Here is a 20,906-nt window from a genome sequence, read left to right as displayed (position 1 = left end):
GCTCGGGTCATTCGAAGGGACCGCGCCACGGCAGGTGCCGTGGGCGGCGGCTAGTCGAAATGCGCAAACTGCGCAAACGGGCTGTGTGAATCCATCCAGTCGTCATGCCTGGCCACGGCCGCCCAGGCCCAGTTGGTACGCTGTGGCGCCGGCTTGCCGCCGCAACGATCGTCGTGGTGGCGGCCGGCACGTGGCTGGCTGTCATCTGCGGCAAGCGCGCGGCTTTCTGCGCCAGCTGCGCCGGCTGCATTCGTTCCGTAGTACATCGCGGTGCATTCCTGTTCAAGACCAAGGGCGCCTGCCCTGCAACGCAATGCGATCGTCGGGTCACGGCAGCTTTGCCGGCACGACGGCTGGACGTGCGGCGGGTCTCGGAGCGCAAAAAGCGGGCCATACCGGATTTGGTTGATTTGCGAGGATTTCGCGCCGCAAACCCGGCATACGGGTTTCAGAATTGAAACCCCGGATTTCATCACTGCGCATAACCCTATCCCGGGCGGGGTCCCGTCGACGTGGCCCGGGCACGCCGGCCGCTGCCGTTTTACAATACGCGTCGAAGTGGATCATTGCGTTCCCGTGATCCGCCGCCTTTGCCGGTAACTGCCGACAGGCGCACATGTCCGGTCACCATCCTCCCCGGCGGCTTGCCCGCGGGCCTTGGCGTTTCCTCCGATGAGCAACCTCTACCAGCAATCCATCCTCTCCGTTCACCACTGGACCGACACGCTGTTCAGCTTCACCTGCACGCGCGACCCGGGTTTCCGCTTCGAAAACGGCCAGTTCGCCATGGTCGGCCTGGAAGTCAATGGCCGCCCGCTGCTGCGTGCCTACAGCATCGCCAGCGCCAACTATGAAGAAACCCTGGAATTCTTCAGCATCAAGGTGCCGGATGGCCCCCTGACGTCGCGCCTGCAACACCTGCGCGAAGGCGACCAGATTTTTGTCGGCAAGAAGCCCACCGGCACGCTGCTGGTCGAAAACCTGCTGCCCGGCAAGACCCTGTGGCTGCTGGCCACCGGCACCGGCCTGGCCCCGTTCCTGTCGATCATCCGCGATCCCGAGGTGTATGCCCGCTACGACAAGATCGTGCTGACCCACACCTGCCGCTATGTCGATGAACTGGCCTACCAGCAACTGCTGAACGAGCACCTGCCCGAGCACGAGTACCTGGGCGAGATGGTGCGCGAAAAGCTGGTTTATTTCCCCACCGTCACGCGCGAAGACTTCCACACGCGCGGCCGCATCACCGAGCTGATCGAGTCGGGCGAACTGTTCGAGCGCCTGGGCGTGCCCCCGTTCTCGACCGAGAACGACCGCCTGATGCTGTGCGGCAGCCCCGACATGCTCAAGGAAATCCGCGTCATGCTGGAAGAGCGCGGCTTCGAGGAAGGCAATATGAGCGAGCCCGGCCACTTCGTGCTCGAGAAGGCCTTCGTCGGCTAAGCGCCGGCACTTCGCAGGCGCAGGCCTGCTGCCTGCGGGTCGTCGCGCCCGCAGGTCCTTCCCGCCTATTCGAAGCGCTCCGTGAGCACCATTGCCTCAACCTGGCGCTTCTTCCAGAACAGATGGTTGATGCGCGGCTGCAGCATCCGCAGCGCGGCGTCCTCTACCGCGTTGAAATGCACCGCCACCGCCGGGCGCGAGCCATCCCCCGGCAGTCGCTCGAGCTCGTCGAACGCCGGGAAGCCGTAGCGGATGAGGAAGTCGCGGATCTCGTCGTCGGTGGTTTCCATATCGACGTTCGAAAGCATCAGCACACTCATTGGCTTCTCCTGAAGTCCTGGAAGCCCTTGCGGGCATGTCCCTGAACTAGGTTTATGGCAGGCAAGGCCAGAACGCAAATCGTGGCCCGGGCGGCGTGCCATCGCCCTTCCCAGCCCCGACAGGCGGCCCCGCCCTGCCGGCACCGGCGCCATCGGATTCTGGCAATTCCGGGCGCGGCACATATGATGGTTCTAGGAAGCCGGCCGGCTGCCCGGCAATCGAGGAGGGACAACATGCCGATATCGACAAGATGGCTGCTGACCGGCTTGCTGGCACTGGGCAGCGTCGCGACAGCCCTGGCACAGCAATCCCCGCCGAAGGGGGGCGCCGCAGGTGCCATTTCGGAAGCCGTGCAGGAAGGCGCCAATCCCTACCGCCCGCCGTCGGCTCCCACACTCGACCCCGACCAGATCACGCGCGACAAATGCGAATCGCTGAAAGAGCAGTTCAACGCCACGCCGAAGAAGCGCACGTACCAGTCGACCACCTCGGCGACGCAGAACGCGCAGGGCCGGCCGATTCCGAAGGTCGAGCGCGACAAGTCGCGCAAGGAGCTGCAGCAGGCGTATCGGGATAATTGCACGTAGCGGTGCATGACGGCGCCGGCAGGTCGATGCAGCGGGCCACAGGGAACGGCGCGGCGAATATCGGATCGGCAAATATCGGCGCCACAAAAAACGCGCCACAAAAAACAAAACCCCGGAAGACCGCGATCTTCCGGGGTTCCGCCGCCAATACAGATGTAGTGGCGGAGACGGAGGGATTCGAACCCTCGATCCAGGTTTTGGCCCGGATGCTCCCTTAGCAGGGGAGTGCCTTCGACCTCTCGGCCACGTCTCCCAAACTTGCGTTGTGTGAGGGAGCCACACAACGAAGCGCGTATTCTAGCGACGCCACGCGGGTTGGTCAATGAAAAATCGATGACTCAACACAAAATCTGCAGCGCCGCCAGAAAATGCTTACGAACGGATCACGCCTGTTCCAGTTCGAAGGCCTTGTGCAGGGCGCGCACGGCCAGTTCCATGTACTTCTCGTCGATCAGCACCGAGATCTTGATTTCCGAGGTGGAGATCATCTGGATGTTGATGCCCTCTTCCGACAGCGTGCGGAACATCTTGCTGGCGATGCCCACGTGCGAACGCATGCCAACGCCCACCACCGACACCTTCGACACCTTCGGGTCGCCCGACACGCTGCCGGCGCCGATATGCGTCTTCACGCCGTCGTCCAGGATCGCCAGCGCGCGCTGGTAGTCGGCGCGCGGCACGGTGAAGGTGAAATCGGTCTTGCCGTCGACGGACTGGTTCTGGATGATCATGTCGACGTCGATGTTGGCGTCGGCGATCGGGCCCAGGATCTGGTAGGCGATGCCCGGCTTGTCCGGCACGCCCAGAACGGTGATCTTGGCCTCGTCACGGGCAAAGGCGATGCCGGAGATGACGGCTGCTTCCATTTCAGACTCTTCCTCAAAAGTGATCAGCGTGCCCGAGTGCATTTCCTGCTCGAGCGGCATAAGCGGGTCGGTCAGCGACGACAGCACGCGGGTCTTCACGCGGTACTTGCCGGCGAATTCCACCGAGCGGATCTGCAGCACCTTGGAGCCGAGGCTGGCCATTTCCAGCATTTCCTCGAAGGTGATCTGGTCCAGGCGGCGGGCGTCCTCGACCACGCGCGGGTCGGTGGTGTACACGCCGTCGACATCGGTGTAGATCAGGCACTCGTCGGCTTCGATCGCGGCGGCGATGGCCACGGCCGAGGTGTCCGAGCCGCCGCGGCCCAGCGTGGTGATGTTGCCGTCGTCGTCGATGCCCTGGAATCCGGTGATCACGACCACGCGGCCGGCGTCGAGGTCGCCGAGGATGCGCTCGTCGTCGATCGATTCGATACGCGCCTTGGTGTACGACGAGTCGGTCTTCACCGGCACTTGCCAGCCGGTGTAGCTGACCGCGTCGATGTTCTCGCCGTGCAGGGCGATAGCCAGCAGTGCCACGCTGGCCTGCTCGCCGGTGGAGGCGAGCATGTCCAGTTCACGCGGATTGGGCTGCGGCGAAATTTCCTTGGCGAGTCCCAGCAGGCGATTGGTCTCGCCCGACATGGCCGAAGGCACCACGACTACGCGGTGACCGGCGCGGTGCCACTTGGCAACGCGCTTGGCGACATTCTTGATGCGTTCCGTGGAACCCATCGAAGTGCCGCCGTATTTGTGAACGATGAGAGCCATCTTCTTGTCGACGCCAGCGATTGTGCAAAGCCCTTGAAAATACACGAACAAGGCTTGTCAGGCAAGGCGAAGCCGAGGTTTGCGGGCTTTCCCGATGTGATCGACGCGCTTCGTCATTGCCGCGGCGAGGCGTTCAGCGCGCCGCGCCCGGCACTTGCGGCGGCTGCGCATGCCATTCGACGCGCCAGCGCGGTGCCGCCGCCTCGGCCGGCCAGCGGCGGTGCATGCCGAGTCCGGCGGCAAGCACGAGGGTGTCGCCTGCCCACAGCAGCGGCAGCCACGCCCGGCGCCAGGCGGGGATGCCAGCCTCCTGGCAGGCTTGCTTGAGCGCGCGTGCCGGGCCTCCGGGCCGCAGCACCAGCCGTTCGCCGCCGGCACGCGGCGCCAGCCGCAGCGGCTGGCGCAGCACGGCTTCGGGCACGCCGAAGCTGTCGTCGCGGAAGAAGCGCAGCTCGCCGCGCCATGCGGGCACGACGATGCGGTCCTCGCCGCGCCAGTCGAGCGACACGGTTTCGGGAGGCTGCGCGGGCGGCGGCGTGCACGCCAGCACGCGGCCGCGGAAGCGGCGCAGGACTAGGCCGTCATGGGCGATGGCTGGCTCGCCGCCCTCGTGCGCGACCAGTTGCGCGCGCATCGCCGCAAGGCGCGCGGTCGATGGCGCGCGCGTGCCGAGGTCGCGCAGCCACAGCCGCAGCACCGCATCGGCCTGCGCCGCCGGTAGTGCGCGCAAACCGGCTAGATCGAGTTCGGCGAGCGTATCGGCATCGCGGCCCGGATGCGCCAGCTGCGCCATCGCGGCGGCGGCCAGCTGGTCGATCAGCTCGTTGGCCTGCGCGAAATGCGCCGCGGCCTGGGCCACGTTGGCGCGCAATGCAGGGAAAGCCGTCACCAGCGCCGGCAGGTGCGCTCGCAGGGCGTTGCGGGCATAGCGCGCGTCGGCATTGGAGGGATCGTCGATCCAGCGCAGCGCATTGGCGGCGCAGTAGGCATCGATCTCATCGCGGCTCAGGTCCAGCCACGGCCGCAGCAGCATCACGCCGCTGTGCGCTTCGAGCGGGCGCAGCGCGGGCATGCCGGCCATGCCGGCCACCCCGGCGCCGCGAAACAGCCGCAGCAGCACGGTCTCGACCTGGTCGTCCTGGTGATGCGCGAACAGCAGCAGGCGCGCCCCGCTGTCGGCGCACATCGCCGCCAGCGCTGCATAGCGCGCGCGGCGCGCGGCAGCTTCCACGCCCTCGCCCGCCGCCTGCCGAACCGCGACCCGGCGCACGAAATAGCCGATCTGCCACTGCCCGCACAACTCCTCGCAGAAGCGGTCCCATTCGTCGGCGGCATCCTGCAGGCCGTGATGCACGTGCAGCGCGACCACGCGCGCCGCCGTGCCCTGCGTGGCGGCGCGCGCGGCATGCAGCAGCGCGACCGAATCGCGTCCGCCCGACAGCGCCACCGCGATCACCGGCGCGCCGCTCCCAGAAACAACAAAGGCCGCACCGCCCTGCAGGGCCTGTGCGACCTTGTCGGTCAGCCGGGCGGACGGATCATTCCGGGGCGCCGGTTTCCTTGAACTTGCCATAGGCCAGCAGGCGTTCGTAGCGGCGCGCCTGCAGTTCCTTCACGCTGATGCCCTGGAACTGGCGCAGCGACTCGGCCAGGGTGCGCTTTAGCAGCGCCGCCATGGCCTTGTGATCGCGGTGCGCGCCGCCGAGCGGCTCGTTGACGATCTTGTCGATCAGGCCCAGCGCCTTCAGGCGGTGCGCGGTCAGGCCCAGCGCCTCGGCGGCTTCCGGCGCCTTCTCGGCGGTCTTCCACAGGATCGAGGCGCAGCCTTCCGGCGAGATCACGGCATAGGTGGCGAACTGCAGCATCTGCACCACGTCGCCGACGGCGATCGCCAGCGCGCCGCCCGAACCGCCTTCACCGATGATGGTGGCGATCAGAGGCACCTTCAGGCCGGCCATCACGTACAGGTTGTGGCCAATGGCCTCGGACTGGCCGCGCTCTTCCGCGTCGATGCCGGGGAATGCACCCGGGGTGTCGACGAAGGTGAAGATCGGCAGGCCGAACTTGTCCGCCAGTTCCATCAGGCGCTTGGCCTTGCGGTAGCCCTCGGGCTTGGGCATGCCGAAATTGCGCAGGGCGCGCTCTTTCGTGTCACGGCCCTTCTGGTGGCCGATCACCATGCACGCCTGGCCGTTGAAGCGCGCCAGGCCGCCGACGATCGACAGGTCGTCGGCAAAGGTGCGGTCGCCGTGCAGTTCGTGGAAATCGGTAAAGATCTCGCGCACGTAGTCCAGCGTGTAGGGACGCTGGGGGTGGCGGGCGATTTGCGCAACCTGCCACGGGGTCAGGTTGGCATAGATGTCTTTGGTCAGCTGCTGGCTCTTGCCGGCCAGCCGCGAAATCTCTTCGGAAATATCGACAGCCGAATCGTCCTGCACGAAGCGCAGTTCTTCGATTTTTGCCTCGAGTTCGGCAATGGGCTGCTCAAAATCCAGGAAGGTGGTTTTCATAAAATCACACGTACCTGTCTGTGAAGGGGCGCATTCTACCGGAAATTGGCCGCTATCTTAGCGCCTGCCAGATAGCGTGCAACGCACCTGCTTCTGATTTTTGTTGTTCCGATGCCTAGTACGTCACAGGCAACGGGTCCAGACTACGCCACATATACCAGGTTGCCACCGTCCGCCACGGTTCCCAGTTGGCCGCCACCTCGCGCGCCTCGCTGCGCGTGACCGGTTCTCCGCTGAAATAGTTGGCGGAAATCGCATTGATCAGGCCGATATCGTCGAGCGGCAGCACGTTGGGCCGCATCAGATTGAACATCAGGAACATCTCGGCCGTCCAGCGGCCGATGCCGCGGATCTGCGTCAGCTCCGCGATCACCGCTTCGTCGTCCATCTGCGCCCATTCGGCCACGTGCACCCGGCCCGCCTTGAAGTGGTCGGCCAGGTCGATCATGTACTCGGCCTTGCGCTTGGACAATCCGCAGCCGGCCAGCTTCTCGGTGCCCGCGCGCAGGAACTGTGCCGGCGTCAGCTTGGGACAGGCCGTGTGCAGGCGCTCCCACACCGACTGCGCCGCCTTGACCGAGATCTGCTGGCCCACCACGGCGCGCGCCAGCGTGACGAACGGATCGCCGCGCGACACCAGGTGCGCCGGGCCGTAGCTCGGGATCATCTTGCGCAGGATGCGGTCGCGCTTCATCAGGTCGGCGCAGGCTTCGTCCCAGTAAGCGGGACGGACCGCGTCAATGACGGTCTCGACCGGCAGCGGCAGCGCGTCGGCCTCGGGCAATACCGCCTTGGCGTTGCGCGTGGACTTGGCCACCGCCTTGCCCGCCGCCTTGCCGTCGGACAGCGGTGCCTCGCTGGCGCTCGCCTTGGCCGGACGCGGGCCGGCCGCCTTCGACCGGCCGGCGGCTGCCGGCACGGCGGTGGCGTTGGCGGGCTTGCGCGCGGCAGCGTTCAAGCACGCCTCCACTCGGTCGCGCCACCCGGCTTGTCTTCCAGCACGATGCCGGCGGCAAGCAGTTCGGCGCGGATGCGGTCGGCTTCGGCGAAGTTGCGCTCGGCCTTGGCCGCCTTGCGCGCGGCGATGCTGGCTTCGATTTCCTCGGCGCTGGGGCCGTCCGCGGACTTGCCGCCCTGCAGGAAGGTATGCGGATCGCGCTCGAGCAGCCCCAGCGTGCCGGCCAGCGCCTTGAGCTGGCGCGCGGCGCTGGTGGAGCCGGTGCGGTTGATCTCGCTGGCCAGGTCGAACAGCACCGACATCGCGATCGGCGTGTTGAAGTCGTCGCCCATGGCTTCGGCGAAGCGCTTCGCGTGCGGCTCTTCCCAGTCGACCGCGCAGCCGCCGGGCTGCGTGTCCTTCAGCGCGGTGTACAGGCGCGTCAGCGCATGGCGCGCGTCGTCCAGGTGCGCGTCGCTGTAGTTGAGCGGGCTGCGGTAGTGCGCGCGCAGGATGAAGAAACGCACGACTTCGGCGTCGTACGCCTTCAGCACTTCGCGGATCGTGAAGAAATTGCCAAGCGACTTGGACATTTTTTCGTCGTTGATGCGCACGAAACCGTTGTGCATCCACATGTTGACGAACGGCTTGCCGCTGGCCCCTTCCGATTGCGCGATCTCGTTCTCATGGTGCGGGAACTGCAAATCCGCCCCGCCGCCATGGATGTCGAAATGCTCGCCCAGCAGCGCGCAGCTCATGGCAGAGCATTCAATGTGCCAGCCCGGCCGGCCGCTGCCCCACTTCGACTCCCACTTGGTCTCGGGCGGCTCGCTGGCCTTGGCGGATTTCCACAATACGAAGTCGAGCGGGTCCTGCTTGGCGTCGTTGGCACTGACGCGCTCGCCCGCGCGCAGGTCTTCCAGCGACTTGCCGGACAACTTGCCATAGCCGTCGAACTTGCGCACCGAGTAGTTCACGTCGCCATCGCTGGCCTGGTAGGCCAGGCCCTTCGCTTCCAGCTTGCCGATCATGTCGAGCATCTGCGGCACGTAGTCGGTCGCGCGCGGCTCGTGGTCGGGACGGATCACGCCCAGCGCGGCGGCGTCTTCGTGCATGTACTGGATGAAGCGCGTGGTCAGCGCGCCGATGGTCTCGCCATTCTCGGCGGCGCGGCGGATGATCTTGTCGTCGATATCCGTGATGTTCTGCACATATGTCACCTCGTAGCCGGCGGCACGCAGCCAGCGATGCACCATGTCGAACACCACCATCACGCGCGCGTGGCCGACGTGGCAGTAGTCGTACACCGTCATGCCGCAGACATACATGCGGACTTTGCCGGGTTCGATGGGCACGAATGGCTGCTTCTCACGCGCGAGCGTGTTGTAGATGTTCAGAGGCTGCATGAAACGAAGTGAATGGTCGGGGGAGGCGGCACTGGCGCCACTGGCGCAATTCCGCCGCGCCCCATATCTTACCGGAAGGCGATGTGCCGGTAGACCGCGCGCCGGGGATTTGCCGCGGCCGCCCGCGCTTGCCGACGCTTGCCCGGACCATGGCTTTAGTGCCGGCCGTGCCGCTTTGCTAGAATGCCGCGGAGTATAACGGACCTGTCTTCAATGAGCCTGCTGCTGCCCTCCTCGCCTACCGCCGCGCTCGCCGCCGCGCTCCGCCCGCGTCCCGCATTGGCCGCCACGGCTGCCCTGGCCCTGGCCGCGGCGCTGGCCGGGCCCGCGCAGGCCCAGCAGGGACCGCTGTCGCTGCCCGCGCCCACGTCGCCGCTGGACGGCATCCGCTCGACCGACCCCGGCATGACCCAGGCCCAGCAGGCCGCCAACGCGCGCCGCTATGACGACGCCATCAAGGGCTTCGACCGCGTGATCGCGGCCAATCCGCGCAACGCGCAGGCACGGTTCCAGCGCGCCTGGGCGCTGGCGCAGTCCGGGCGCGAGGACGCCGCCATCCAGGCCTTCACGGAAATGGCGGCGGACTTCCCCGAATTGCCCGAGCCGCACAACAACCTGGCGCTGCTCTATGCCAAGCGCGGCGACCTGAAGCGCGCCGAGGCCGAACTGCTGCTGGCCACCGAGGTCAAGCCGGCCTTTGCCATCGCCTACACCAATCTGGGCGACGTCTACCGCCGCCTGGCCGAGCAGGCCTATGCGGAGGCGCTGCGCCGCAATCCGGCCGATACCCGTGCCAGCGCCGGGCTGCGCCAGTTGCGCCCGGAGGCAGCCACCGGCACGCCCGCGGCGACGGGCACGACCGGGACCGCGGGCGTGCCGTCCGGCAACCGCAAGCCGGCTCCGGCACAGCGCGCGGCCCCGGCCAGCGCCCCGGCAGCCAACTGACGCCCCTGCCAAGAATGTCCGGGCGCAATGGCGTCCGGGCCGTTTGCATCCCGACTCACCGGAGTTCCACCCATGATCCGTTCCCGTCGCATCGCCCTGGCCGCACTGACCGCAGGCGCGCTCGCGTTGTCGTCGTTCAGCGCGCTGGCGCAGCAGAAGGCCGCCGAGCGCGTCCAGTTCGTCACCAGCGCCGGCAAGTTCACGGTCGAACTGTACCCGGACGTCGCGCCCAAGACCGTGGCCAACTTCCTGGAATATGTAAAGAGCGGCTTCTATAGCGGCACCATCTTCCATCGCGTGATCAACGGCTTCATGGTGCAGGGCGGCGGCTTCGACCGCGACATGAAGGAAAAGCCCACGCGCGCGCCGATCCCGCTGGAAGCCCGCGGCGGCCTGAAGAACAAGGCCGGCACGCTGGCCATGGCGCGTACCAGCAACCCCGACTCGGCCACCGCGCAGTTCTTCGTCAATGTGGTGGATAATCCGAATCTCGACTACCCGCAGCCGGACGGCAACGGCTACGCAGTCTTCGGCAAGGTGGTGGAAGGCATGGACACGATCGACAAGATCAAGAGCGTGCCGACCACGGCCTACGGCCCCATGCGCAATGTGCCGGCCTCGCCGATCGTGATCGAGTCGGCCACTGTCGTCAAATAACACACCGAACAGAGGAAACCATGTCCAAGGTCCAGCTTCAAACCAACCAGGGTGTCATCACCATCGAACTCGACGCCGAGAAGGCGCCGAAATCGGTCGAAAACTTCCTGTCGTATGTCCGCAAGGGCCACTATGACAACACCATCTTCCACCGCGTGATCAAGAACTTCATGATCCAGGGTGGCGGTTTCGAGCCCGGCATGAAGCAAAAGGGCACCGACGCGCCGATCGAGAACGAAGCCGGCAATGGCCTGAAGAACGACCGCTACACCGTGGCCATGGCACGCACCAACGCGCCCCACTCGGCCACCGCTCAGTTCTTCATCAACGTGGTCGACAACGACTTCCTGAACTTCACCTCGCCGACGCCGCAGGGCTTCGGCTACGCCGTGTTCGGCAAGGTAGTGGAAGGCACCGACGTGGTCGACCAGATCAAGGGCGTGCGCACCGGCAGCTCGGGCTTCCACCAGGACGTGCCGCTGGAAGACGTGGTGATCGAGAAGGCCACCGTCGTCGAGTAATTGTCGACTAAATCGTCGACCAAGCGTCGAGCAAGCCATGCACCCTGATTGCGGTTACGTGCACCCGGCCCGGCCGGCACTTCCCTCCCGGCCCCGCGCATGACCGCAATCCCCCGCACGCCGGTGGCCGGTCCCCTCGAGGTACAGGCGCCGGCGTGGTTCATTTCAGACCTGCATCTCACGCCCGGCATGCCACGTACGCTGGCAGCCTTCGAGCGCACGCTCGAGCGCGCCGCGCACGACGCGCGCACGCTGTTTATCCTGGGCGATTTCTTTGAATTCTGGATTGGCGACGAGGAAACCGACTCGCCGTTCGCACAACGCGTGGCCGGTGCCCTGCGCGCGCTGGCCGCGCGCGGCGTTGCCGTGTACCTGATGCATGGCAACCGCGACTTCCTGCTGGGCACGCGCTTTGCCGCCGCCGCAGGCGCGCAGTTGCTGCCCGATCCCACGGTGATCGATTGCGCCGGCCAGCGCGTGGTGCTCAGCCACGGCGACATGCTGTGCATCGACGACGAGCGCTACAACCGCTTCCGCCGCTGGACCCGCAAGGGCTGGGTGCAGCGGCTGTTCCTGGCGCTGCCGCTGCGTACGCGCCTGGGGATCGCGCGCAAGCTGCGTGCGGACAGCGAAGGCAACCGCGCGCGGCAGGCCGCCGAGGGCAACGGCGTACCGATGGTCTACGGCGACGTGACGCCCACTGCCGCGGCCGAACTCTTCGGCATGGCCGGGACCAGGCTGATGGTGCATGGCCACACCCATCGCCCGGCGCGCCACGAACACGCCGCGGGCGTGCGCTGGGTGCTGACCGACTGGGACCTGGACGGGCGCCATCCGCGCGCCGCCGTGCTGCAGCTCGACGGCGGCGGTTTCCGATTGCTGCCGCAGACCGACTGAGATCGCGCAAGATCGCGCGAAAAAAAAGCGGCCGTTGCCGGCCGCCCTCTTTCCCTACTTCATCAGCTTGCGCAACTCGCTCGCATCGAAGCGGTCGTTCGGCGTGTTCTCCAGGTGCTCGCCCAGCCGGTCCAGCGCGGCCAGCACGGCCTCGATGCGCTCGTGCTGGCGCGCGGCATTGTCGATCAGGCTCTTGAGCGCCAGCGACACCGGGTCGTCGGCGTTCGGCGTGATGCCATAGGCCGAGAACTCCTGCTTGGCGCCCTGCTGCGCCGCCGGCGCATCGGGCAGGATGATGCGCGCCGGCACGCCCACCGCGGTTGCGCCCGGCGGCACCGGCTTGAGCACCACGGCGTTGGAGCCCACGCGCGCGCCGTCGCCCACCACGAAGCCGCCCAGCACCTTGGCGCCCGCGCTCACCACCACGTTGGCGCCCAGCGTCGGATGCCGCTTCTGGCCCTTGTACAGCGAGGTGCCGCCCAGCGTCACGCCCTGGTAGATGGTGCAGTCGTCGCCGATCTCGGCGGTCTCGCCGATCACCACGCCCATGCCGTGGTCGATGAACACCCGGCGCCCCAGCCTCACCGCCGGATGGATCTCGATGCCGGTCAGGAAGCGCGACCAGTGCGAGATCCAGCGTCCCAGCCAATGGAAGCCCCCGTTCCAGCACGCGTGCGCAAAGCGGTGGAAGACCACGGCGTGCAGGCCGGGGTAGCAGGTCAGGATTTCCAGGCGGCTGCGCGCGGCGGGATCGCGCAGCATGATCGTGTCGATATCTTCCTTAAGGCGAGAGAACATCTTGGTCGTGTCGTGTTGGCGCGCCGTGCGCCGCGCCACGCGAGGCTTGCGCCTGGGGCAGGGTCGCCGGCGAGGTCGGTGGCCGGTGGGGACGGGATCAGGGAGTGTAAGTGATTTGCGGCCGGCGTTCTGGCGCCGGCCATTGGCCCCGGATCCGTCAGGGATTTTGCAGCGGCAGTGCGGCGATCAACATCGCCCCGGCGCGCGCCAACCCGCCGCGACGGGCCGACAGCGTGCGCGCTTGCCACGTACGCCTGCGTCGTCCGTTCTCGGAATGCTGCGGGTTGCTGCCACTGTGCGTCTCTCCAGTTACGACTTGCGGTCCGGCTGGCCCTGCGCCATCAGCATATGCTTGGCGATGCCGCGCAGGATGTTGACTTCCTCGCGCTCCAGCCCGCTGCGGGCAAGCAGCCGGCGCAGCCGCGGCATCAGCTTGCGCGGATTGGCGGGGTCGAGAAAGCCGATCGCTTCCAGGCCCGCCTGCAGGTGCCCGAACATGGCCTCGACCTGCTCCGCCGTGGCCGGCTCACCAGCATAGCCGATATTGGCGCCCGCGTCCGCCGCCGCAACGGCAGGCGGGGCTGCATCGAGCAGCGCCAGCCGCATCTCGTAGGCGATCAGCTGCACGGCCTGCGCCAGGTTGAGCGAGGCATAGGCGGGATTGGCGGGGATATGCGTGACCGCCGCGCAGCGCTCGACCACGTCGTTGGGCAGGCCATAGCGCTCGTTGCCAAAGACAAAGGCGATGTCGCCGCTGCCGGCCAGCGTCTGGCATGCGCGCGCCGCAGCGGCGCGCGGCAGCAGCCGCGGCGGCCCGAACTCGCGCTGGCGCGCGGTCATGGCCACGGTCAGCGCCGCGCCGGCCAGGGCCGCGTCGATCTGGTCGACGATCACGGCGCCAGCCAGCACATCGTCGGCGCCGCTGGCCATGGCGATGGCGTCGGCATGGCCCAGCACGCCGGGTTCGCGCGGCAAGACCAGCACCAGGCTGCCGAAGCCCATGGTCTTGATCGCGCGCGCGACCGAGCCGACGTTGCCCGGGTGGCTGGTCTCGACCAGCACGAAGCGCACACGGCCGAAGGCATCGGGTTCTGCACCGGCTGCGTGCGGCGCATCAGGCTCGCCTGTTGGGCGGCTCGTATCATTTGCCGGGTTCATATACAATTCGGGGTTCTTCTCTGGCGCGGCGCCAGGTCATGACGTGCCTGCGAGACTCTCGCGGCACATCCAGTAACCAGACCGGCGACGCCCTGCGTTCTTCTACAATCCGTTGTGTTGTCAGCTGCCCATGAGCGGGCGCGCGGTGCCGTGGCGCCCCGCCGCATCTTCATGGCCGGCCTGGAGAGATTCATGCATCCGATGCTCAATATCGCCGTCAAGGCGGCCCGCAAGGCGGGATCCATCATCAACCGCGCGTCGCTCGACGTCGATCTGGTGCGCGTCTCGCGCAAGCAACACAACGATTTCGTTACCGAGGTCGACCGCGCCGCCGAAGCCGCGATCATCGAGATCATCCGCACCGCCTACCCGGAACACGCCATTCTAGCGGAAGAGTCCGGCCAGTCCTGGGCCGAAGGCGAAGACGCCCACGAATACACCTGGGTCATCGACCCCCTCGACGGCACCACCAACTTCATCCACGGCTTCCCGCAGTACGCGGTCTCGATCGCCCAGCTGCACCGCGGCACGCCGGTGCAGGCCGTGGTCTACGATCCGACCCGCGACGAGCTGTTCACCGCCAGCAAGGGCGCCGGCGCCTTCCTGAACAACCGCCGCATCCGCGTGACCCGCCGCGACAAGCTGGCCGACTGCCTGATCGGCACCGGCTTCCCGTTCCGCGACCTGGAAGGCGTGGATGAATACCTCGAGGTCTTCTCGCTGATGACGCGCAGCTGCGCCGGCCTGCGCCGCCCGGGCGCCGCCGCGCTGGACCTGGCCTATGTCGCCTGCGGCCGCCTGGACGGCTTCTTCGAGCGCGGCCTGAAGCCGTGGGACATGGCCGCCGGCATGCTGCTGATCACCGAGTCGGGCGGCCTGGTCGGCAACTACAACGGCGAGCCGCGCCAGATGGAGCAAGGCGAAGTGCTGGCGGGCAACCCCAAGGCCTTTGCCCAGATGGTGCGCCTGCTGTCGCCGTACTCGCTCGACAACGCCAAGCCGGCCACTGCCTGAGTCGGTGGCATGGCCTGATGGCCATCGCCCGCAACACAAACGCCCGCCGCGCCCCGGCGGGCGTTTTGCTTTGCGGCCGCAGCGCTTGCCGGCGCGCAGAGACTATTCGCATATTTCCCGCCGCCCCGGCCGACCATGATCCCCGTCAAGGTCGCGCCGCCCTGCCCTCCCCAGAATGAATCCAAGCGCCACGCCCCGTGCGCGCGGATCAAGCCGAGGAGAGCCCGCATGTTTCCCGAATACCGCGACAAGATCTCGCTCCTGAAGACGCAGGACGCCCACTTCGCCCGCCTGTTCCATCGCCACAATGCGCTGGACCAGGAGATCCACAACATGGAGTCCGGCTTGGTGCCGGCCTCGGGCTTCGAAATCGAGCGGCTGAAAAAGGAGAAGCTGCAGATTAAGGATCAGCTCTACCAGATCCTGCGCCAGCGTGTGGCCTGAACGAAGGACTGCACATGACCGATCGCAATACGCCTGCCGCCCATGCCCACGCCCATGCGCACGCTCATACCCACGTCACTTCGCAGCCCCATGTCCGCCCTGCTGCGCGCGGCGATGTGCTGCCGACCAACACGGCCCTGTCGGCCGAACGCAATGAAATCAGCGATGCTGTCGATGCCGCCGTGCAAGTGGCCGCCAGCAGCATGCAGGACGTTCTCGCCAGCCGCGCCGGCCAGGGCGCCAGCATGCTCGACGCCATGCGCACGCTGCTCGACGGCCTGGCGCCCGATGAGGCCGCGCGGCTGCGCAGCCTGATCCTGGAAGGCGATCCCGGCGCCTGGCAGGCGGGCCGCCGGCGCCAGCCCGACGATGAACTCGCGGCCGGCTGGCGCGACGGGGCGTACCCTTACCAGAACCTGATGTCGCGCCGCAATTACGAAAAGCAGAAATACCGGCTGCAGGTAGAACTGCTCAAGTTCCAGGCCTGGGTGCGCGAGACCGGGCAGCGCGTGGTAATCCTGTTCGAAGGCCGCGATGCCGCCGGCAAGGGCGGCACCATCAAACGCTTCATGGAACACATGAACCCGCGCGGCGCCCGCGTGGTGGCGCTCGAAAAGCCGACGGAATCCGAACGCGGCCAGTGGTATTTCCAGCGCTACGTGCAGCACCTGCCGGCCGCCGGTGAAATCGTGCTGTTCGACCGCTCCTGGTACAACCGCGCCGGCGTCGAACACGTGATGGGCTTCTGCTCCTCGCGTGAGTACCAGGACTTCCTGCAGCAGGCCCCGGAGTTCGAGCGCCACCTGGTACGCAGCGGCATCCACCTGTTCAAGTTCTGGTTCTCGGTCAGCCAGAAAGAGCAGCGGCGCCGCTTCCGCGAACGCGAGATCCATCCGCTCAAGCAGTGGAAGCTCAGCCCGGTCGACATTGCGTCGCTCGACAAATGGGGCGAGTACACGCGCGCCAAGGAGGCGATGTTCGCGCATACCGACACCGCCGACGCGCCGTGGACGGTGATCCGCTCGGATTGCAAGAAGCGCGCGCGGCTCAATGCGCTGCGCTACATCCTGGCGCGCTTCCCCTATGCCAACCGGGACACCACCGCCATCGGCCAGGCCGATCCACTGATCGTCGGGCGCGCGCTGGCCAACTGATTCCCGGGCGGCAACGCAGGACGCCCGCCTGCCCTCTTTCGCCTTACTCACCAGAAAAGGACCCCATGTTCAAGCACATCCTGCTCCCCGTCGACGGCTCGGAGCTTTCGCACAAGGCCGTTTCCGCCGCCATCCAGTTTGCCCGCACCACGGCGGCCAGGCTCACGCCATACATGTGCGTGGAGAGCTATCCGTATGTGCTGTCCAGCGACAGCTCGCACGAAAAGCGCGAGGTGTACCAGCAGCGCGTGGAAGCCGAGGCGCGCCAGGAACTCGCCAAGGTCGAGGCCGCGGCAGCGCTGGCGGGGGTGCCGTGCACCAGCCACGTCTCCAGCGCCTCGGTGCCGTACCAGGGCATCATCCATGCCGCCAGGGAACTGGGCTGCGACGTCATCTTCATGGCCTCCCACGGCCGCAAGGGACTCAGCGGGCTGCTGCTGGGCAGCGAAACGCAGAAAGTGCTGACCCATAGCGACATCCCTGTGCTGGTATTCCGCTGATCCAGGGCCGTACACCCCGTCTGCGGCGCATCGGCGGCGGCACCGTGCTGTACCATATCGCCCATATTCGAAAACGCCCCTTCGTGCCGCGGCCACAGGCCGCCGGACCAGTGCCCGGCCGCCCCCGCGGGGGCGCTTTTCCGCGACACGCAAGGCGGCGCTCCGAGCGGATCGGGCGGCACAACGCAGGCCCACCGCCAGACAGGCTAAATGGCAATGGGATTGCAGAAGAAAACCGACCCTGAACAGGCACAGGCAGACGCCGCAGGCAGCCGCCACACGCCAATGATGCAGCAATACCTTCGCATCAAGGCAGACCACCCCGACACCCTGCTGTTCTATCGCATGGGTGACTTCTACGAGCTGTTCCACGACGACGCCGAAAAGGCCGCGCGCCTGCTCGACATCACGCTGACCGCGCGCGGCGCCTCGAATGGCGTGCCGATCCGGATGGCCGGCATTCCCTTCCATTCGGCGGACCAATACCTGGCACGGCTGGTAAAGCTCGGCGAGTCGGTGGCCATCTGCGAGCAGATCGGCGATCCCGCCACCAGCAAGGGACCGGTAGAGCGCAAGGTGGTGCGCATCGTCACGCCGGGCACGCTGACCGACGCGGCGCTGCTGCCGGACAAGGTCGACACTTTCCTGATGGCGGTGCACCAGCAGACCACGCGCCGCGGCATCAGCAAGACCGGGCTGGCGTGGCTGAACCTGGCCAGCGGCGAACTGCGCCTGATGGAGTGCGAGGTGGCGCAACTGGGCCGCGAGCTTGAGCGCATCCGCCCGGCCGAACTGCTCTATGCCGACGGCATCGACCTGCCGGCGCTGGCCTGCGCGCGCACGCGCCTGCCCGAATGGCATTTCGACCAGGATGCGGGCTCGCGCCGGCTGCGCGAGCAGCTGGGCGTGGCGAGCCTCGATCCGTTTGGCTGTGCCGGTCTGGGCGCGGCGATCGGCGCCGCCGGCGCGCTGCTGAACTACGCAGCCACCACGCAGGGCCAGTCGCTGCGCCACGTGCAGGGCCTGAAGGTAGAGCGCGAGTCGGAATACATCGGCCTGGATTCGGCCACGCGCCGCAACCTGGAACTGACCGAGACGCTGCGCGGCGGCGAGTCGCCGACGCTGTTCTCGCTGCTGGATACCTGCTGCACCACGATGGGCAGCCGCGCGCTGCGCCACTGGCTGCACCATCCGCTGCGCGACCCGGCCGTGCCGCAGGCGCGGCAACAGGCCATCGGCGCGCTGATCGACCAGGGTACCGATACGCTGCGCGCCGCGCTGCGCCGGCTGGCCGACGTCGAGCGCATCACCTCGCGCCTGGCACTGCTGAGCGCGCGCCCGCGCGACCTGTCCTCGCTGCGCGACACGCTGCGCGCACTGCCCGACGTGCAGGCCTGCATCCGCGACGAACAGGACAGCGCGCTGCTGGCGCAGACTCTGCAGGACCTGGCCGTACCGCAGGCGTCGCTGGACCTGCTGGTGCGCGCGGTCGCCGAGGAACCCGCGACCGTGGTGCGCGACGGCGGCGTGATCGCACGCGGCTACGACACCGACCTGGACGAGCTGCGCGATATCTCCGAGAACTGCGGCCAGTTCCTGATCGACCTGGAAGCGCGCGAACGCACGCGCACCGGCATCGCCAACCTGCGCGTCGAGTTCAACCGCGTGCATGGGTTCTATATCGAGGTCACCAACGGCCAGGCCGACAAGGTGCCCGACGACTACCGCCGCCGCCAGACGCTGAAGAATGCCGAGCGCTATATCACGCCCGAGCTGAAGTCGTTCGAGGACAAGGCGCTGTCGGCGCAGGACCGCGCGCTCGCGCGCGAGAAGCAGCTTTACGATGGCCTGTTGCAGGCACTGCTGCCGCATATCGGCGAGCTGCAGCGCGTGGCCGGCGCGCTGGCGCGCCTCGATGTGCTGGCGGCGCTGGCCGAGCGCGCGCAGACGCTGGACTGGTCCGCGCCCGAGCGTGTGCGCGAGAACGTGGTCGACATCGTGCAGGGCCGCCACCCGGTCGTGGAAGGCCAGCTGGCAGCGGAATCGGTGGCGTTTATCGCCAACGACTGCCAGCTCAACGAAGCGCGCAAGCTGCTGCTGATCACCGGCCCCAACATGGGCGGCAAGTCGACCTTCATGCGCCAGACCGCGCTGATCGTGCTGCTGGCCTGCGTGGGCGCCTACGTGCCGGCGCGGCGGGCCGTGATCGGCCCGATCGACCGCATCTTTACCCGCATCGGCGCGGCTGACGACCTGGCCGGCGGGCGCTCCACCTTCATGGTGGAAATGACCGAAGCCGCCGGCATCCTGCACCACGCCACGCCGTCTTCGCTGGTGCTGATGGACGAGATCGGCCGCGGCACGTCCACCTTCGACGGGCTGGCGCTGGCGTGGGCGATCGCGCGCCACCTGCTGTCGCACAACCGCAGCCATACGCTGTTCGCGACGCACTATTTCGAGCTGACGCAGTTGCCGCAGGAATTCCCGCAGGCCGCCAACGTGCACCTGTCCGCGGTCGAGCACGGTGACGGCATCGTATTCCTGCATGCGGTGCAGGATGGCCCCGCCAGCCAGAGCTATGGCCTGCAGGTGGCGCAGCTGGCCGGCGTGCCGCAGCCGGTGATCCGCGCCGCGCGCAAGCACCTGGCATGGCTGGAGCAGCAATCGGCCGATGCCACGCCGACGCCGCAGCTCGACCTGTTCGCGGCGCCGACGCTGCCGGACACCGATGACGACGATGACGACAAGGGCGAAAGCCATGCCGCGGCCACGCCGCAGCGGGCCGCACTGGCTCCGGAGCATGCCGCGCTGATCGACACGCTGGCCGACCTGGACCCGGACAGCCTGACGCCGCGTGCCGCGCTCGATGCGCTGTACCGGCTCAAGTCGCTTGCAGGCGAGGCGGTCGGTACGGCATGAACGCCAGGCGCCGGCACGCCGGCCGCATCCTAGCCGCGGCATTGCTGCTGTGCGCGGCCAGTACCGCATGGCCGGCACCCGCCGGCCGCGGGGGCAAGGCCGCGCCCAAGCCGAAGGTGATGCGCGTCGCGCTGATCGCCGACCTGCCGCAATGGCCTGCCGCCGAGGCCAACGCCACCGCACTGCTCGACAGCTTTGCCGAACGCAGGCTCGACCTGGTGATCCACGCCGGCGGCATCAAGGGCGATACCGAATCCTGCAGCGACGCCATCCTGACGAGCCGCCAGCAGCTGCTGGCGCAGTCGCCGTTGCCGCTGCTCTACGTGCCGGGCGAAACCGACTGGGCCGAATGCCGGCTCCCGGTCAACGGCAAGTTCGACTCGGTCGAGCGGCTGAACCGCCTGCGCGAGCTGTTCTTCCCCGAGGACGCCACGCTGGGACAGCATCCGCGCCCGGTGGTGCGGCAGTCCGACCAGGCCCTGTTCCGCACCTTCCGCGAGAACGCGCGTTTCGTGCTCGGCGACATCCTGATCGTCGGCCTGAACGTGCCTGGCGACAACAACCACTACCGCAACGAGGGCGGGCGCAACAGCGAGTTCGAAGACCGGCGCGAGGCTAACCGCCAGTGGCTGGCACGCGCGTTCTCGCTGGCGCGGCAGCGCGACATGAATGGCATCGTCGTGGTGGCCCATGCCGACCCGCACTTCGCCAACGGCTGGGAGAAGAAAGGCCGCCCGACGCTGCTGGACGGGTTCATGCGCCACCGCACGCGCGACGGCTACCTGGAATTCAAGCGCCAGCTGCGCGACCTGAGCGCGCGCTTTCCCGGCCAGGTGCTGCTGGTGCATGCCGGCGAGAGTGGCTTCGGCATCGACAAGCCGCTGCGCGACAACGCCGGCAAGGTGCTGCAGAATTTCACGCGGGTTTCGCTGCCGGACAATACGGTGGCGCAATGGACCGAGCTGGTGATCACGCCGAACGCGGCGGCGCCGTTCTCGGTTTCGCTCCGGGACGCGCCGGCCACGCCCTGAGCCGCGGTGCCACGCCCATGCAAAACGCCC

The 20,906-nt window shown here is 67.5% G+C and carries 21 protein-coding genes and 1 tRNA gene; 12 read left to right on the top strand and 10 right to left on the bottom strand.

Annotated elements, in window-relative coordinates:
• Positions 1-50: 50 nt before the first annotated feature.
• Positions 51-473 carry a hypothetical protein gene (locus tag E0W60_RS37530; protein ID WP_240745946.1) on the bottom strand — a complete coding sequence of 141 codons (423 nt, stop codon included), beginning with the start codon at positions 471-473 and terminating at the stop codon, positions 51-53.
• A 199-nt stretch (positions 474-672) separates the two neighbouring features.
• On the opposite strand from E0W60_RS37530, the gene E0W60_RS16390 reads away from it, so the two are divergent.
• Positions 673-1,443, top strand: coding sequence for a ferredoxin--NADP reductase (locus E0W60_RS16390; protein WP_029049770.1), 771 nt, complete (start codon positions 673-675; stop codon positions 1,441-1,443).
• Positions 1,444-1,508: 65 nt separating this feature from the next.
• Here the strand turns inward: E0W60_RS16390 and E0W60_RS16385 are convergent, their stop codons facing one another.
• Complete coding sequence (locus E0W60_RS16385; RefSeq protein ID WP_135704961.1) at positions 1,509-1,763, bottom strand: RNA-binding protein; 255 nt, start codon at positions 1,761-1,763, stop codon at positions 1,509-1,511.
• A gap of 234 nt (positions 1,764-1,997) precedes the next feature.
• Between E0W60_RS16385 and E0W60_RS16380 the strand changes: the two genes are divergently transcribed.
• Positions 1,998-2,351, top strand: coding sequence for a hypothetical protein (locus tag E0W60_RS16380; RefSeq protein WP_135704960.1), 354 nt, complete (start codon positions 1,998-2,000; stop codon positions 2,349-2,351).
• 159 nt (positions 2,352-2,510) lie between these two features.
• Here the strand turns inward: E0W60_RS16380 and E0W60_RS16375 are convergent.
• The 6 genes from E0W60_RS16375 to cysS form a co-directional block, all read right to left on the bottom strand.
• Positions 2,511-2,604 (bottom strand) — tRNA-Ser (locus E0W60_RS16375).
• A 130-nt stretch (positions 2,605-2,734) separates the two neighbouring features.
• The gene (locus E0W60_RS16370) at positions 2,735-3,985 is read right to left on the bottom strand and encodes an aspartate kinase (RefSeq protein ID WP_063238703.1); all 1,251 of its coding nucleotides are present in this window, start codon (positions 3,983-3,985) and stop codon (positions 2,735-2,737) included.
• 133 nt (positions 3,986-4,118) lie between these two features.
• The gene (gene tilS / locus E0W60_RS16365; RefSeq protein WP_195429601.1) at positions 4,119-5,558 is read right to left on the bottom strand and encodes a tRNA lysidine(34) synthetase TilS; all 1,440 of its coding nucleotides are present in this window, start codon (positions 5,556-5,558) and stop codon (positions 4,119-4,121) included.
• Complete coding sequence (locus E0W60_RS16360; RefSeq protein WP_029046926.1) at positions 5,524-6,495, bottom strand: acetyl-CoA carboxylase carboxyltransferase subunit alpha; 972 nt, start codon at positions 6,493-6,495, stop codon at positions 5,524-5,526. The genes tilS and E0W60_RS16360 overlap by 35 nt, the downstream gene beginning before the upstream one ends.
• Before the next feature lie 115 nt (positions 6,496-6,610).
• Positions 6,611-7,465 (bottom strand): DNA-3-methyladenine glycosylase family protein, encoded by an 855-nt coding sequence (locus E0W60_RS16355; RefSeq protein WP_371704857.1) that lies wholly within the window; start codon positions 7,463-7,465, stop codon positions 6,611-6,613.
• Positions 7,450-8,838 (bottom strand): cysteine--tRNA ligase, encoded by a 1,389-nt coding sequence (gene cysS, locus E0W60_RS16350; RefSeq protein ID WP_133097493.1) that lies wholly within the window; start codon positions 8,836-8,838, stop codon positions 7,450-7,452. Before cysS ends, E0W60_RS16355 begins: the two co-directional genes overlap by 16 nt.
• A gap of 213 nt (positions 8,839-9,051) precedes the next feature.
• On the opposite strand from cysS, the gene E0W60_RS16345 reads away from it, so the two are divergent.
• From E0W60_RS16345 to E0W60_RS16330, 4 genes are all read left to right on the top strand, one after another.
• Positions 9,052-9,783, top strand: a complete 732-nt coding sequence (locus tag E0W60_RS16345) for a tetratricopeptide repeat protein (RefSeq protein WP_135704959.1) — start codon at positions 9,052-9,054, stop codon at positions 9,781-9,783.
• Positions 9,784-9,855: 72 nt separating this feature from the next.
• Positions 9,856-10,440, top strand: coding sequence for a peptidylprolyl isomerase (locus E0W60_RS16340; protein ID WP_133097495.1), 585 nt, complete (start codon positions 9,856-9,858; stop codon positions 10,438-10,440).
• A gap of 20 nt (positions 10,441-10,460) precedes the next feature.
• Positions 10,461-10,961, top strand: a complete 501-nt coding sequence (locus E0W60_RS16335) for a peptidylprolyl isomerase (protein WP_133097496.1) — start codon at positions 10,461-10,463, stop codon at positions 10,959-10,961.
• Between the two features lie 99 nt (positions 10,962-11,060).
• Positions 11,061-11,858, top strand: a complete 798-nt coding sequence (locus E0W60_RS16330; RefSeq protein ID WP_133097497.1) for a UDP-2,3-diacylglucosamine diphosphatase — start codon at positions 11,061-11,063, stop codon at positions 11,856-11,858.
• A 54-nt stretch (positions 11,859-11,912) separates the two neighbouring features.
• On the opposite strand, the gene cysE is transcribed toward E0W60_RS16330, so the two are convergent.
• Both cysE and E0W60_RS16320 read right to left on the bottom strand, forming a co-directional pair.
• Positions 11,913-12,656, bottom strand: coding sequence for a serine O-acetyltransferase (gene cysE, locus E0W60_RS16325; protein ID WP_133097498.1), 744 nt, complete (start codon positions 12,654-12,656; stop codon positions 11,913-11,915).
• 309 nt (positions 12,657-12,965) lie between these two features.
• Positions 12,966-13,814 (bottom strand): RNA methyltransferase, encoded by an 849-nt coding sequence (locus E0W60_RS16320; RefSeq protein WP_135704958.1) that lies wholly within the window; start codon positions 13,812-13,814, stop codon positions 12,966-12,968.
• Between the two features lie 192 nt (positions 13,815-14,006).
• Between E0W60_RS16320 and E0W60_RS16315 the strand changes: the two genes are divergently transcribed.
• The 6 genes from E0W60_RS16315 (at position 14,007) to E0W60_RS16290 (ending at position 20,876) form a co-directional block, all read left to right on the top strand.
• Entirely contained in the window at positions 14,007-14,828 is an 822-nt protein-coding gene (locus tag E0W60_RS16315; RefSeq protein WP_133097500.1) for an inositol monophosphatase family protein, read from the top strand.
• A 228-nt stretch (positions 14,829-15,056) separates the two neighbouring features.
• Positions 15,057-15,272, top strand: a complete 216-nt coding sequence (locus E0W60_RS16310) for a YdcH family protein (protein WP_133097501.1) — start codon at positions 15,057-15,059, stop codon at positions 15,270-15,272.
• Between the two features lie 14 nt (positions 15,273-15,286).
• Positions 15,287-16,426, top strand: coding sequence for a polyphosphate kinase 2 (gene ppk2, locus E0W60_RS16305; RefSeq protein WP_240745945.1), 1,140 nt, complete (start codon positions 15,287-15,289; stop codon positions 16,424-16,426).
• Positions 16,427-16,491: 65 nt separating this feature from the next.
• Positions 16,492-16,926 (top strand): universal stress protein, encoded by a 435-nt coding sequence (locus E0W60_RS16300; protein ID WP_133097503.1) that lies wholly within the window; start codon positions 16,492-16,494, stop codon positions 16,924-16,926.
• A 216-nt stretch (positions 16,927-17,142) separates the two neighbouring features.
• A complete protein-coding gene (gene mutS / locus E0W60_RS16295) occupies positions 17,143-19,845 on the top strand; it encodes a DNA mismatch repair protein MutS (protein ID WP_135706240.1) in 2,703 nt (900 codons plus the stop codon).
• Entirely contained in the window at positions 19,842-20,876 is a 1,035-nt protein-coding gene (locus E0W60_RS16290; protein ID WP_135704956.1) for a metallophosphoesterase family protein, read from the top strand. Before mutS ends, E0W60_RS16290 begins: the two co-directional genes overlap by 4 nt.
• Positions 20,877-20,906 lie beyond the last annotated feature (30 nt).

The sequence above is a fragment of the Cupriavidus oxalaticus genome, from assembly GCF_004768545.1.
Taxonomy (GTDB): Bacteria; Pseudomonadota; Gammaproteobacteria; order Burkholderiales; family Burkholderiaceae; genus Cupriavidus; species Cupriavidus oxalaticus_A.
The sequence above is the reverse complement of the archived record's forward strand: the minus strand, read 5'-3'. Positions and strand labels throughout refer to the sequence as shown.

Bases quoted from the DNA above. Each gene is read 5' to 3' on its own strand.
- E0W60_RS16320 (WP_135704958.1), bottom strand. From the start codon at position 13,814: ATGAACCCGGCAAATGATACGAGCCGCCCAACAGGCGAGCCTGATGCG.
- E0W60_RS16335 (WP_133097496.1), top strand. From the start codon at position 10,461: ATGTCCAAGGTCCAGCTTCAAACCAACCAGGGTGTCATCACCATCGAA.
- E0W60_RS16310 (WP_133097501.1), top strand. From the start codon at position 15,057: ATGTTTCCCGAATACCGCGACAAGATCTCGCTCCTGAAGACGCAGGAC.
- mutS (WP_135706240.1), top strand. From the start codon at position 17,143: ATGGGATTGCAGAAGAAAACCGACCCTGAACAGGCACAGGCAGACGCC.
- E0W60_RS37530 (WP_240745946.1), bottom strand. From the start codon at position 473: ATGAAATCCGGGGTTTCAATTCTGAAACCCGTATGCCGGGTTTGCGGC.
- E0W60_RS16385 (WP_135704961.1), bottom strand. From the start codon at position 1,763: ATGAGTGTGCTGATGCTTTCGAACGTCGATATGGAAACCACCGACGAC.
- E0W60_RS16380 (WP_135704960.1), top strand. From the start codon at position 1,998: ATGCCGATATCGACAAGATGGCTGCTGACCGGCTTGCTGGCACTGGGC.
- E0W60_RS16390 (WP_029049770.1), top strand. From the start codon at position 673: ATGAGCAACCTCTACCAGCAATCCATCCTCTCCGTTCACCACTGGACC.
- ppk2 (WP_240745945.1), top strand. From the start codon at position 15,287: ATGACCGATCGCAATACGCCTGCCGCCCATGCCCACGCCCATGCGCAC.
- E0W60_RS16360 (WP_029046926.1), bottom strand. From the start codon at position 6,495: ATGAAAACCACCTTCCTGGATTTTGAGCAGCCCATTGCCGAACTCGAG.
- cysS (WP_133097493.1), bottom strand. From the start codon at position 8,838: ATGCAGCCTCTGAACATCTACAACACGCTCGCGCGTGAGAAGCAGCCA.
- E0W60_RS16345 (WP_135704959.1), top strand. From the start codon at position 9,052: ATGAGCCTGCTGCTGCCCTCCTCGCCTACCGCCGCGCTCGCCGCCGCG.
- E0W60_RS16315 (WP_133097500.1), top strand. From the start codon at position 14,007: ATGCATCCGATGCTCAATATCGCCGTCAAGGCGGCCCGCAAGGCGGGA.
- cysE (WP_133097498.1), bottom strand. From the start codon at position 12,656: ATGTTCTCTCGCCTTAAGGAAGATATCGACACGATCATGCTGCGCGAT.
- tilS (WP_195429601.1), bottom strand. From the start codon at position 5,558: ATGGCAAGTTCAAGGAAACCGGCGCCCCGGAATGATCCGTCCGCCCGG.
- E0W60_RS16370 (WP_063238703.1), bottom strand. From the start codon at position 3,985: ATGGCTCTCATCGTTCACAAATACGGCGGCACTTCGATGGGTTCCACG.
- E0W60_RS16300 (WP_133097503.1), top strand. From the start codon at position 16,492: ATGTTCAAGCACATCCTGCTCCCCGTCGACGGCTCGGAGCTTTCGCAC.
- E0W60_RS16340 (WP_133097495.1), top strand. From the start codon at position 9,856: ATGATCCGTTCCCGTCGCATCGCCCTGGCCGCACTGACCGCAGGCGCG.
- E0W60_RS16330 (WP_133097497.1), top strand. From the start codon at position 11,061: ATGACCGCAATCCCCCGCACGCCGGTGGCCGGTCCCCTCGAGGTACAG.
- E0W60_RS16290 (WP_135704956.1), top strand. From the start codon at position 19,842: ATGAACGCCAGGCGCCGGCACGCCGGCCGCATCCTAGCCGCGGCATTG.